This is a genomic window from Desulfobacterales bacterium (genome assembly GCA_034003325.1).
GTDB lineage: Bacteria > Desulfobacterota > Desulfobacteria > Desulfobacterales > JAFDDL01 > JAVEYW01.
In genome coordinates this window covers 39333-51695 of record JAVEYW010000010.1, presented here as the reverse complement: position 1 = coordinate 51695, position 12363 = coordinate 39333, and the positions used below count along the sequence as shown (strand labels likewise).

The 12363-nt window shown below is 46.8% G+C and carries 13 protein-coding genes and 1 pseudogene; 3 read left to right on the top strand and 11 right to left on the bottom strand.

Features of this window, described 5'->3' with window-relative positions; all coding sequences use genetic code 11:
* Nucleotides 1-17 precede the first annotated feature (17 nt).
* Entirely contained in the window at nucleotides 18-482 is a 465-nt protein-coding gene (locus RBT11_11930) for a macro domain-containing protein (GenBank protein ID MDX9787482.1), read from the bottom strand.
* Nucleotides 483-1169: 687 nt separating this feature from the next.
* On the opposite strand from RBT11_11930, the pseudogene RBT11_11925 reads away from it, so the two are divergent.
* A pseudogene (locus RBT11_11925) lies at nucleotides 1170-1399 on the top strand (hypothetical protein).
* A gap of 381 nt (nucleotides 1400-1780) precedes the next feature.
* Here RBT11_11925 and RBT11_11920 read toward each other — a convergent pair.
* From RBT11_11920 to RBT11_11890, 7 genes are read right to left on the bottom strand one after another with little or no spacing between them, the layout of a single operon-like run.
* Nucleotides 1781-2395: a DUF2878 domain-containing protein gene (locus RBT11_11920; protein ID MDX9787481.1), complete on the bottom strand. Its 615-nt coding sequence runs from the start codon at nucleotides 2393-2395 to the stop codon at nucleotides 1781-1783.
* 10 nt (nucleotides 2396-2405) lie between these two features.
* On the bottom strand, nucleotides 2406-3704 hold the full coding sequence (locus tag RBT11_11915) for a cyclopropane-fatty-acyl-phospholipid synthase family protein (GenBank protein MDX9787480.1): 1299 nt from the start codon (nucleotides 3702-3704) through the stop codon (nucleotides 2406-2408).
* Between the two features lie 57 nt (nucleotides 3705-3761).
* Nucleotides 3762-4508, bottom strand: coding sequence for a DUF1365 domain-containing protein (locus RBT11_11910; protein ID MDX9787479.1), 747 nt, complete (start codon nucleotides 4506-4508; stop codon nucleotides 3762-3764).
* Nucleotide 4509: 1 nt separating this feature from the next.
* A complete protein-coding gene (locus RBT11_11905; GenBank protein ID MDX9787478.1) occupies nucleotides 4510-5754 on the bottom strand; it encodes an FAD-dependent oxidoreductase in 1245 nt (414 codons plus the stop codon).
* Nucleotides 5755-5767: 13 nt separating this feature from the next.
* On the bottom strand, nucleotides 5768-6181 hold the full coding sequence (locus tag RBT11_11900; protein ID MDX9787477.1) for a DUF2177 family protein: 414 nt from the start codon (nucleotides 6179-6181) through the stop codon (nucleotides 5768-5770).
* A 3-nt stretch (nucleotides 6182-6184) separates the two neighbouring features.
* Nucleotides 6185-6964: a DUF1295 domain-containing protein gene (locus RBT11_11895; protein MDX9787476.1), complete on the bottom strand. Its 780-nt coding sequence runs from the start codon at nucleotides 6962-6964 to the stop codon at nucleotides 6185-6187.
* 22 nt (nucleotides 6965-6986) lie between these two features.
* Nucleotides 6987-7781, bottom strand: coding sequence for a chalcone isomerase family protein (locus tag RBT11_11890; GenBank protein MDX9787475.1), 795 nt, complete (start codon nucleotides 7779-7781; stop codon nucleotides 6987-6989).
* Nucleotides 7782-7873: 92 nt separating this feature from the next.
* Here RBT11_11890 and RBT11_11885 point away from each other — a divergent pair, with 92 nt between their 5' ends.
* Together RBT11_11885 and RBT11_11880 are read left to right on the top strand one after the other, a co-directional pair.
* Entirely contained in the window at nucleotides 7874-8035 is a 162-nt protein-coding gene (locus RBT11_11885; GenBank protein MDX9787474.1) for a hypothetical protein, read from the top strand.
* Nucleotides 8036-8358: 323 nt separating this feature from the next.
* The gene (locus tag RBT11_11880; protein ID MDX9787473.1) at nucleotides 8359-8586 is read left to right on the top strand and encodes a hypothetical protein; all 228 of its coding nucleotides are present in this window, start codon (nucleotides 8359-8361) and stop codon (nucleotides 8584-8586) included.
* A 238-nt stretch (nucleotides 8587-8824) separates the two neighbouring features.
* On the opposite strand, the gene RBT11_11875 is transcribed toward RBT11_11880, so the two are convergent.
* From RBT11_11875 to RBT11_11865, 3 genes are all read right to left on the bottom strand, one after another.
* Nucleotides 8825-10786 carry an FAD-dependent oxidoreductase gene (locus RBT11_11875; GenBank protein ID MDX9787472.1) on the bottom strand — a complete coding sequence of 654 codons (1962 nt, stop codon included), beginning with the start codon at nucleotides 10784-10786 and terminating at the stop codon, nucleotides 8825-8827.
* A 104-nt stretch (nucleotides 10787-10890) separates the two neighbouring features.
* Nucleotides 10891-11145 (bottom strand): hypothetical protein, encoded by a 255-nt coding sequence (locus tag RBT11_11870; protein MDX9787471.1) that lies wholly within the window; start codon nucleotides 11143-11145, stop codon nucleotides 10891-10893.
* Nucleotides 11146-11883: 738 nt separating this feature from the next.
* On the bottom strand, nucleotides 11884-12231 hold the full coding sequence (locus RBT11_11865) for a hypothetical protein (GenBank protein ID MDX9787470.1): 348 nt from the start codon (nucleotides 12229-12231) through the stop codon (nucleotides 11884-11886).
* Nucleotides 12232-12363 lie beyond the last annotated feature (132 nt).

The following is a 12363-nucleotide window of genomic DNA, read 5'->3' as shown; positions in this document are numbered from 1 at the left end:
ATCCGCAATAGCAAGCTCTATTTTTTGAATTCGACAAGTGACACCTGTATGCTGGAAGTTAACCTTTCAAATGCACGCAGCATCGTGGTTCTCGAGATATCTTTTCCCCTGTTACCGGAACCGGCGCCGATCAAAGGGAATGCAATGGACTGGAATCGGTGTTCTTCAGCCAATTTCATCGCGGAGACAACCGAATGGGTGATGGATCTTTCTGTGGCAATCCAAAGCAGATTAATGCCGGCCACATGAATAATCGCTTTAAATTTAAGGTTTCCGGAACTCGTCAGGCGGGCTTCTCCGAGTGGTATGGGGCCAAATTTGGCAAGCTCGGTGAAAGGTGCGGTCCCCCCATGCCTTTTGATGGCTCCGGACACCCCCTGCGGCAATAACAGCCACCAGGGAATCATATTTCGATTCCACGGGTTCACGATAACCTCAACGTTTTGCTTTAACAGGTCACCGTAACTGTAAGTTATGTTCATGGCAGGTCGCGATGCTACTATAAGAGTCGGTTTTTTGTCTCTGCCTTTTCTCTTTCTACCTTCCTGAAAGGCCGTATGTTTATGGGTGCAGTTACGTTGGCAGAAACAGGGACAGACGGGGCAGATGCAACTCACCGGATGACCGAATCATTTAAGCCGCTTGCAAAAGATCAAATTCAGCATGAATTCGAGAGAATGGGACAAAAAGCCTTCCTGCATTGTTCTTCTCCATCAACCCCCTCTCGGATAGTAAGGCAATATCCCGCAAAACAGCGCTCGGATCGCGCTTTATAACCCTTGCCAGCGCCCTGATGTCGGAAGGCCCCGCTTTCTGAATCGCCGCAAGAATTCCCCGTCAAAACCGATCATACGCTTGCCTTCTTAAAGGTAGACAAGGTGGCATTTGAAGGAATAATCGGAAAATGCTATCTGACTAGGAACTTTCCAAACCACCATCCGCACCATTGCGCCATCACCAAAATCCTGTTCAAATCGATAAATCAGATCGGCCTTCATGTCGATATTAATATCAACATGAACTGATAGCGTCAACACCTAGTCTCATTTCCTATCCACAGGCCCCTTCTATCCCAATCTTAACACAGAGGGAAACTGCAATTCATGAAAGAGCTAAGTACCTGTTGGTTTCTGCCATCCGGCCCCCAGGGTACCGAACAGCCGAATTCCAAAAACCCCCTTTGGCCCATGTTTTTCAGGCCGTCCTGTTGCTTTGTAGAGGAGGCGACAGCGCTGACCGCGCGGTATGATCTGGCGCGTTTCGGCATGGAGATGCTGCGGCTTTCTCCCCGGTAGGCGGATCGATTGATCAGATTTTGCCGGTGGATGTTTATATTCCCGGATGCCCGCCCCGGCCCGAGGCGGTGTTGCAAGGGCTCATCAAACTTCAGGAAAAAATCGTATTCGAGGAAAAAACCGGCCCGCGCCTTTTTTCATCTTCAGGGTGGCTTCCAGGGAAGCACGGGGCTGATTCTGAGTGAAGCAAGGCCGTTTTATTAGAGTTTTTTTGGAATAGGCCTGCAATGCCGGTAATGATTACGGCAGCCGTCCCATGAATATCCGTCTACTGATTTTTACTGTTATCGACCACGACCAAGGGTGCCACTCTCGGATTTTTATCAAATTAGCATATTTTCGAGTGGGTTCCGGTGTTGGAAAACAGATTTTCTTTACCTTGCGTTCTGCGGCAATGGCCACCAGGCTGGCATGTGGCTGTATCTCGTCAAAGGTAGATAATGCCGCAAGTTTTTGACTAGTTATGAGAGACAGGATTTTGTGCTTCAACCATTTATAATTATGTACCAATTCCTCAAGTAGTTTTTTACCCCGCCCCTCTGGGGGCTGACAAGCAAACATGCTGTGTTTTTGAGCGTAGAAACCACCCCAACCGATCGCAGGCGATTGGAAACCCATAGGAGAAGCGGAAACATCGCAGCCCATGAGCATGCAAGGACCAATAGACCAAAGGGTTGTTGTTGACCAAATGATATAGCACCGAGCCGCATGCCGCTCCAATAGGCAAGTGGTCCTCCCAAGGCCCCGAATAACAGCGCCAAAAAGTATCGTCCGTGAAGCCAGCTGAGGCTGCTGTTAATAAGGGGTGCCATATTGATCCACAAGGCAAGAAGCCACAGCGGGCAAAAGGGATCCGGTAGTATAAAGCGGGCAGGCATGAAAATTCCCAGCAGAGTGTGAAGCGTATCGACCCCAAAGCCTATCATGCCGCACACGGCGGCCAGGAGGGCTTCTTCTTTTCTTCTTTTGCTTAAAAATAAATAAGCTGGCAACCAAGCGCCAAGTGTCGCCGGGCCCAGCCAGCCGTAGCCCTTGCCTGCGCCCCAGACACACGCAACCCAAATCGTTTGAAAGGCAATAAAGTCGACAACCTTGCGCATATCCTATTCCTTATATGGACGGGATTGGCGGTAATATCGGATCGCGCCGGCAAAAGGGCTTTACAAACAACATTTGAACATCCCCAAGATAGCGTTCCTGAAAACCACCTTCACAGTAACAAAGGTAGTATTCCCACATGCGAATAAATGATTCGGAAAAGCCCAACTCCCGAACCTTGGTAAGGTTTTCTCGAAAGCGTTCCCGCCATAGTCGCAATGTGGTTGCATAGTGAGGTGAAATGTCTTCGAGGTGAAAAAGCCGAAGATTCGTACTTCGTGTCATCGCGTTACTGATGGCCGTGATCGACGGAATAAAACTGCCAGGGAAAATATAGCGCTTAATGAAATCAACGGTTCTCAATTGAAGATCATAGGACTGATCCGGTAAGGTAATGGCTTGAAGTAGCATCATACCGTTTTCTGTCAACCGGTCACTGCAACATTTAAAAAATGTGTCAAGATATGGGTGGCCGACGGCTTCGATCATTTCGATCGAAACCAATTTATCGTATCGACCCGTCAAATCCCGGTAATCTTTTTTGAGGATCATCACTTTATCGGATAGCCCTGCATCGTGAATTCGCCGGCAGGCAAAGGCAAATTGCTTTTCCGAAATAGTAGTGGTGGTCACCCGGCATCCATATCGGCTTGCAGCATGTAGGGCAAAGCCGCCCCACCCGGTGCCGATTTCAAGGACATGGTCTTTGGGGCCGATGGCCAGTTTTTTGCAAATGCGATCAAATTTCTCAATAGATGCCTCCTTCAACCGGGATGACCTAGTTATAAATATGCCGGAAGAATAGGCCATGGTGTCGTCAAGAAAAAGCGCGTAGAAGTCATTACCGAGATCATAGTGTTCAGCAATATTCCTGCGGCTGCCGTGCCTGCTGTTGCGGCGAGCTTTCGCGAACTTTTTGTAAAGCGGTGCTTGTAGTCGCGCCCAGCCCAGTTCAATATTATCTATGACATCCTTGTTTTTGGCCACAATGCGAAATAATGCCGTCAGGTCATCACAGCTCCAATAGCCGGCCATATAGGCTTTACCTGAACCGATGCTGCCGCCGAAGGCGATGGCCGTATAAAACCTCGGATCATGAACCGTCACAACGGCGCGCACCTTTGCATTCGCATCTGTACGACCAAAGACATGCTGGCTCTGGCCGTCTTTTACGATCAGTTTCCCGTGTACCACACGGTTCAAAAGAGAAAACAGAACCCGCCTCGCAAACCTTTGGATCAGACCGGGCCTGCGAATTGCTACTGCTTTAGATTTTGAGGCGGTTTGCGTAAAAGAACCTGAAGAATTCATTCTTTAATTGCCTCCCTATAGCTGCAACCAAGAACCGCCTGCTCTGAGGCGGGTTAATTACTCAGGATGCGGATAATAGACGGCCCCTTTAAGCCGTAACTGCAAGGCTTGCCAATAGATCGCTGAAATAACCTTTACGGTCATAAGCGGATACCGAAGCAACGTCAACGTGAGCTCACGGTTTGTTATCTTTTGCCGCGTTAGATTAAGTACGGCTTCAAATACCGGCTCACCGTTTACCTTATCCATCATATGAACATACAATGCCTCCCCGGGCCGGTCAAACTCCCAGTCATAGGTAATGTCCATGGGCATAAAGGGCGAAATATGAAACGCTTTTGCAAAATGAAACCGCTGATGCGCTTGGTTTCCAAGGTTATTTGTCCGGTCCAACACGTAGCAATGCACTTCGCCCCAGGGCGTATTGTGAATTTCAGCAATAATGGTATCAACGACCGTGTCGTCGGGACTAAAACAATAATAAAAGGTCACCGGATTAAAACAATGGCCGAAATAGCGCAGATGGGTTAGCATTCGAACGGGACCTGTGGGGTTTCGGCCGGTTTTTTCTGCCACCAATTCCCGCACTGCCTGATCCAAAAAAATGCGAGGATCGCCGAAATGATCGGTCCTACAAAGCCAGGCGATGTTCGGTCGCCCGATCGACCAGAACGGATTGCCTTCAAAAACAGTATCGAGTTCGGCCAAATCCATGTAAACCATGAAGAGGTTGTAGCGAAACCCATGAAGTACAGGTTTGGTGCGGCGGTGGCGAACCTGTCCAAAATAAAGGGCGCTTTTCATATCAGAGTCCCTTTCCAAAAGACCTGCACACCTGAAGCGCGCTCTTGACCCCGTCTTCGTGGAACCCAAAGCCCCAATACGCGCCGCAATAATGGGTACGATTGACGCCGCTAATTTCATGGTGACGTGCCTGGGCGACAGGCGCCTGGGTGCTGTAGATCGGATGATGGTAAATGTAGCGGCCGATTTCCTTTTTTTGCGCTATGGTGCTCGCGCAATTGAGGGTCACTAAAAACTCCTCTTTGGCTTCAAGTCCTTGAAGAATGTTCATGTCATAGGTGACGGCAGCCCTTCCCGAGCCTTTTGAAGGAATCAAATAGTTCCAACTGGCCCATATGAAACGACGTTCTGGCATGATGGCGGTTTCGGTATGAAGCTGAACCAGGTTTTCCTGATACGGTATGGCGCTTAAAATTTCCTTTTCGGTGGGAGACGCATCCGATAACATTGCCAGTGCCTGGTCGCTGTGAACAGCCAGAATGACCTGGTCATATGTCTCGGTTTCACCGTTGCCTGATATGACCGCTACATGATCCGGTAATCGCCGAATCTCGCGCACCGGGCATTGGGTGCGGACGCGTTCCTTAAAGGAGGCGGCAAGCTTATCCACATATCTTTCAGATCCGCCGGTGATCACGCGCCATTGCAGTGGATTTTTAAGGTTGATGAAACCATGATTTTGAAAAAATTGAACAAAGGTACCCAGTGGGAAATCGCCAAACGCATCCGGATCAGCGGACCAAAGGGAGGATCCGATAGGCACCACGAATTGGTCGATAAAGCGATCGCTGTAGCCATGGGATCGTAGATAGGGTCGAATGCCCATTTCCTGATCTGTCTTTTGTAAAATGGTGCTAAACGCCCTGCGAAAGCGGAAGATCTCCCATAACAGTCGGTAAAAGGAAGGTGACAAAAGATTTTTCCGCTGGGCAAAGAGGGTGTTAAGGTTTTTAACATTGTATTCCAAGCCGGTCTTTTCACACTTGATGCTGAACGTCATAACCGTGGGTTGGGATGCCACACCAAGTTTTTTCAGCAATTTGCAAAAGTTCGGATAGGTAACCTCGTTAAAGACAATGAAACCGGTGTCAACGGCGTGGGTTGTGCCGTTTTGATTGACATCAATCGTGTGGGTGTGGCCGCCGATGTAATCGTTGGCTTCAAATACGATGATGTCGTGATCGTCTTTTAAAAGATAGGCGGACACCAATCCGGATATCCCGGCACCGATGATGGCTATTCGCATATAAGGCCTCCGATTATCTCAGCCACAGGTCGAATCGTGCGGTTGCATAGCTCACAATCGCGCACAGGGTGCCGCCCCAACAGATGTCCACCAGGGACATCTTCAGCGGCCAATCCCGGATCAACGCGTAATTGGTCATGTCGTAAACCGCATAGAGCGTCAGCCCAAAAAGAAATCCCCATCCCAGCGCCGAAAATAGGTAGGTTGGGTTAATGCGCGGTAGTACAAATAGTAAAATGCCGAAGGGAATGAAAATATAGACCGCCATTGCCGGCAGCAGCAAGGGTTTGAACCCTTGGCTGCCACCACGGGCCAAATCGCCTAATTGGGTAATGTAAAAACGATTCATTAATACACCTAGCCAAAGACAGTCAATCAAAACGGTTAACGTCACCGCGAAACAAAACAGTTTTAAAAAATGGATCATTGTTTAAACTCCTTTTTTAGGCGGCATTGGAAAAAATCGGCTGGTTCGCATCGCGTAACGGCCATACTCCGGATTGCCCTGATATGTCTTTTCCAGCATGGGGATGCCGGACACAAACAAGATTAGATAGGTGATCATAAGCGGGCCGATGATGGTCATCCAGCCGCCCGGCGTTTCTAACGAAATACAATAGATGCCCCACCAGAGTAAAACTTCACCGAAATAATTGGGGTGTCGGGAGTATTTCCATAAACCGGACTGAATGATCTGTCCTCTATTTTCAGGATGTTTCTTGAACGATCGTAATTGATAATCACCGATGGCCTCAAAAAGAAACCCGGTCAGCCAAAGCACCATACCGATCACGTCGATCATTCCAAAAGGGGTAACCGGCGCCATCATGGTCCAGGTGACGGGAAAGGCAATGATCAATACCAGAAGGCCCTGCAGCAGAAAAACCTGGCAATAGGCAAAGAGAAGCGCATGCTTCCCCCATGCTTTTCGCCAATTTTGATATCGAACATCTTCCCCCTTTCTTCGATGACGCATCCCGATATGGATGGCCAACCGAATCCCCCAAACGGAAACAAGCAGAACCATCAGCCAACCTCGCAAGGAGATAGCCGCATCCTTATACAAAACGACAACAGCCGTCGTTAGAATAAAGCCCAAACCCCAGGCCATGTCCGCCACGTCGTTACGCTTTCGAAGGACGGCCAGTCCGAACCACATGGAGGCAGCCACCGCCATGACGATGGTTTGAATAAATAGGAGGTTAAGCATATCTTCTTAGCCTGATTCCCGTTCAATTTGTTTTTGTGTCAGGCGCGGCTGTCTCAGGATCGAGCAGCCCCTCTTTTAACTCTTCACTGACTGGGTTTGGTCCCAGCCAAATGGCAAAATAGGCAGCGGCAAATTCGAACCCGGGCACCCAACCGAGGGACTCTCCTTCCAGGCCTAATTCAGTTCCCTTCCCGGGGATATAGGTGATCGTATATCGCTGTTTTTCTTTAACATCCCTATATAGTTGATTAAACGCCGCCAATTTCGGTTCCAGGCGGTCCGTTTCAGCTTGTCCCACGTTTTGCGCCATAAGCGGCGCGCCGGTGGATCGGAAATCTTCGGCCGCCATATCCCTATAAAAATAGTATTCAAGCCGCTTTGGCACATCGGTCAAGGCATCTTTAACCGCCACGCCTTCGGGGAGATAAAGCCCCACCAAATAGCCTTTAAATATGAATTTTTGTAGGATTCCAACACCCCGCAAACCCAATTTATAACCTTCTACTTGGATGGTGTCGGCGAAATGAATACCACGACTTTGTGCAGCGCTGGCGGCACCAGAAAACCCAAGTTGCGCGGTGCTAAGAATGAGGACTATAGCGATCTTTCTAACGGATAACGTCATGCTCACGACTCCACGAATCGTTGATTCGGATACACCTGTAAGCGGTGTGTGAATGAAATTCACAAACAATGACGATTGCGTCGAACGCGTTATGGATATGTCTAACATGAAAGGTCTTTTTTTTAAATAAAAGTTTTTGGTATAGAGAATAAAAAAATACGCCGCATTGTTTGATGATTTGACATTTGACAATCGGCTTTTCTCTCACTAGTCTTATTCAGTCACCTCATGGCACCCGTTGCAGACCCTGAAAATCCGAATTGGGACGAATTGAATCGAATAGTATGCATTCAGTGACGCAAGACAGGTTGCTTTCGCCTTGGGAGCCCAATGTATTCAGTCTGGTGATCTATGGCGCCATCGTGATCGGCATCATTGCGGCCTTGCTGTTCATCGCGTCCAAAATTGGTGAAAAAAGAAACAGGGGGGACAAATTACTCCCCTGATATGGTTGAACATCTGTCAATAGAAAAAACCTATCCATATCCCAAAATAATGGGTGTGACGATTTGCATCGAGCATTTGGATAGAGGCGGGGTTTGCAATAACGACGGTTGAGCACTCTGATATTCGCGGGTTGGGTACCGCCTGACTATGCTTCGTCGTGGAGCTCTGCCTCGGTCTACGAGCTGGAGTTTGGGCCGTAAGGCTTATTCCGATAGGGGCGACGTTTGCGGGGCATCGCAAATAGCGCGATGCGGTCGATGAAATTCCAACCATTATACCCGGCGAAATGTCATCAAAAAAATTCAGAAGGAATTGGGCGCGGTTGATCCTAAAGGTGTATGAGGTCGATCCCTTGGTGTGCCCCAAATGCCAGGGCGCCATGAAAATCCTATCTATAGTCGATCAGGCGGAAATCATACAAAAAATTTTATGGCATCTGCATCTATGGGACACGCGAAATCATGCGCCGCCGCCTGAAAGCCCATCCTATATCCCCAAATTAACCTATGACGATTCGGACTCCCAATGCGCTTATTACTATTGGAACTAAGCATTTTTCGAAATAGTTTAAAAAACTTAAGGAGCGGCTACGACCAAAAACAGCCCTGCCATAACCAATTCCTGTAATATCCAATCAACAACGCCCTAATTCTTCTTTAATTTATTCGCTCTTTTTTATCAGGTCTAATCGGGCTGAAGCCCACCCCAACATGTTGGGGTGGGCTTCAGCCCGATTAGCTATTGCAATTGTCTATATTTTTCTTTACAAAAAGCGAGTTCTTATTTCTTTAAATATCAAAGCGGCTATAATAATTTGCATCGTCAATAGCCTCTGTAATTGATCGTGGCTCCACACAATCTCCTATTTCATATACGTTTTCAATAATTTTGCGAATTTCCTGTTTAAAAGGATTATGCGCTTTCCTATGCGTCGCCAAAATTACATAATCCGCTAAAATCTTTTTCTCTCCTTCGGTAGTTTCTACCCATACCTCGTTGTCATCTATACTTTTAACAACAGTTTCTGTCATTATTTGAACACGTTCTTCTTCTATGTATTTTTGAAGACACAATTTCCGAATTGGATCCTTGCTTAGGTATGACGTCGCCATTATTTCCTTGCCTTTTTCAACCAGCACAACTTGACATTTATTTCTTGCAAGCGATACGGAAATCTCAGAGCCTTCGTTCCCGCCGACTATGACAATGTGTTTTCCCTGCGGAATTTCAACTGTACCGCGTATATAGTCTTCATAATTAAGCACATTTTTTCTTTCTATTCCTGCTATGTTAGGCGGATCTCCGGTTACTGATCCAGTCGCCACAATGACTACATCAGGCTTAACATCACGAATTGTGCCCATAGTAACCTCGAATCCTGTGATAGTAGGAATTTTCAGTCGGGCCATCTCGTTTATAAGATACTCAGAAGCGTGGTTTAAGTGCTTTGTGCGAAGCCTTGGAATTTTTGAGGCCACTTCCCTGACCAATCCACCGAGCCGTTCCGTTTTTTCAAACAAAATTACTTGATGTCCTCTAAGGTGAAGCACTCTCGCGGCTTCCATTCCGGCTACTCCGCCGCCTATAATCATCACTCTTTTCGAACGCTCTGCTTTAGTTAGCCGGTATTTTGCTTCTCTATTGTACGCGGCATTGACAGTACATCTTGACTCGACGTTCATCATCGAGTGTGTCGTAAGACACCAATTGCATGCAATGCACTTTCGAATTTCATCATCTCTATTCTCCAAAACTTTTTTTGGGAATTCCGGATCTGCCGTAATGGGGCGCCCAACCGCTACAATATCTGCATTTTCACTTTTAATAATGGAACGTGCAAGTTGTGCGTTCATTATTTTGGCTACGCCAATAACGGGAAGACTAGTTCGTTCTTTAACCGCTTTGGCATATCGAATAAGACAAGCCATTGGAGAATAAATTGGCGGAACTGCTCCCACTAGTGCTTCTATCGTCATAACGCCGCCTGCCGAAACATGAAAAGCTGATACTCCCGCCTTTTCCCACAGTGGAATCCATTTTTCTAGCGAATCCTTTTCACTAAATCCCTCTGGCCCTGAAAATTCATATAGGCTTATTCTCCAAATTATGGGAAAATCCTCACCCGCTTGTTTTTTAATCTCTTTAATTACTTCCAGGCCAAACTTTTCTTTTTGCTGTCCCCAAATATCCGATCTTTTATTAAAAATAGATGAAAGAAACTGCTGGATCAATCCACCATGGCCTGCATGGATGTCAACACCGTCAAATCCGGCCTCGCGTGCTCGCGCAACTGCCTTTCCATAGGCAGCAATAATCTCCCATATTTCAGCGTCATCCGGTTCCCTGCAAATAAACGTTGGATCAAGAAAACACGGTCTCTTCGTCGGCGCTACTGGCATTAACCCCCTCAACACCTTGAGCGGGCTGGGTATGGCACCCGAATGGAAAATCTGTATAAATGCCTTTGCGCCCCCTCTTTTAATCGCATAAGCGAGTAAATGTAAACCGGAAAGCTTGGAATCATCAGTAATACTATTTTGTCTTCTAAAGCCCTGCCCCTCAGGTCGAATATTCGATGCTCCCACAGTTACGGCAGAGGCACCGCCTCGTGCTTCAATCTCATATGCTTCACATACCTTTTCATTGACCCAACCATCATCATCATTAATGCCTTTCATCATAGGAGCAACAATGATACGGTTTTTAAGCTCTAAATTGCCAATGGTTATAGGGTCAGATATATTTGCCATATTTCTTTCCTTCCTTTTTCATTTCTTGATAGTCAAAAGTTTTTGAGGACATCAAGCGGCCTATTTCAGCTGTTTAGACTGAGGTGGCTATCGCTTGCTCTTAATTATGCGATAAATCGCAGTGTGCTTGAATCTGCGTTAAAATGATAGAATTCATGCTGAATGACTACGCTCACCATTTCCTTCGATGGCACCATCAAAGAATATGTGCACATCCACAAGTTGTGCCGATGTTTAATGGCTTCAGCATGCTCGATAGCCAATAATTGCTGAAAGTCAGTGGCAATCATGGCGATATCGACAAATGCTTCTATCGCATTAAGGTCTTCGGCAATCTTGCGTTTGGAATCGTTCGGCATATTTTTAGACCCTTTACCGGAAACATACACGCAAAAGCGTGTATGTTTCCGGTAAAGGGTCTATATCAAGTCTCCAAGAAGGCTAATATTGAAAATAAATAATTTATCAGATCGTTGTGAATGTGTTTTTTGACGGTTGGTATAAATTAAATATTTAATTAAATCTTTTATTAAAAAAATAATTGTTTATTTTAAAATTGTCAAACACTTTTTTTGATAGACTCATAAAAAGTCGTTTAAATTAACCTTCTGAGTCATTTGCAAAACTATTCGAACCGATCTCTAAAAAACGGCCGAATCCGGAATTTTTTGCAAAAACTGCCTATTGGTCGCACAAAAGCTTATTGGCGAGCGCGCAACCGCCTCAGAACAATGATTTTTGACAACGCCTATCCGTCGCCAAGCAATTTAGCATGGTTGTGTCCCCTTAATTTTACGCGCATATATCCCTTTTGGGGCATCGCGCCCATTTTTTTCAAATTTTTGAAGTATCCGTTTTCTGCCTTTATCGCATTGCGACTTCTTTCATGACCTGTGGCTGTCAAATTGACGCTTTTCTCAACCGCCTATGATTACAATAAATATCCGTGCAAGAAATTTTTTGCATTCACATCTCCATGGCAAAACGATGGGGCCACGAGAAATGATGGACAGATAGGTGAAGGAACAAAAAGGAGGGGTAATCGGTTTAAATTTTTCGCAATCGGCCCAAGAAAATCGAGCCGAAGGATGATTGAATCATTTAAGCCGCTTGCAAAAGATCAAATTCAGCATGAATTCGAGAGAATGGGACAAAAAGCTTTCCTGCATTGTCCTTCTCCACCAACCCCCTCTCGGATAGTAAGGCAATATCCCGCAAGACATTACCCTTGCCAGCGCCCTGATGCCGGAAGGCCCCGCTTTCTGAAGCGCCGCAAGAAAGCCCCACCTTGCCGGAGTGAGTAGCCGAAATAGTGCGGCGGGCGACTCAAAGCTCATGACTTCGCCGGCATAATCACCATGCCGCAACGTTTCAGCGAATTGCTGCCCGGCCCTTTCCAACGCACCAAGCGAATCCGTCTCGATCCGGATTGTCTGTATTCGCATGATAAGCTCCTCTGCTTTACGGCAAGAATAAAGTTTTTGATGAGGGTGGCGACGTCTATAAAAATGTATGCTGATTGTTTATCTCCATCGTGACGATGATCACCCTCGCTGCTCTCATTTCCTATCTCCGTC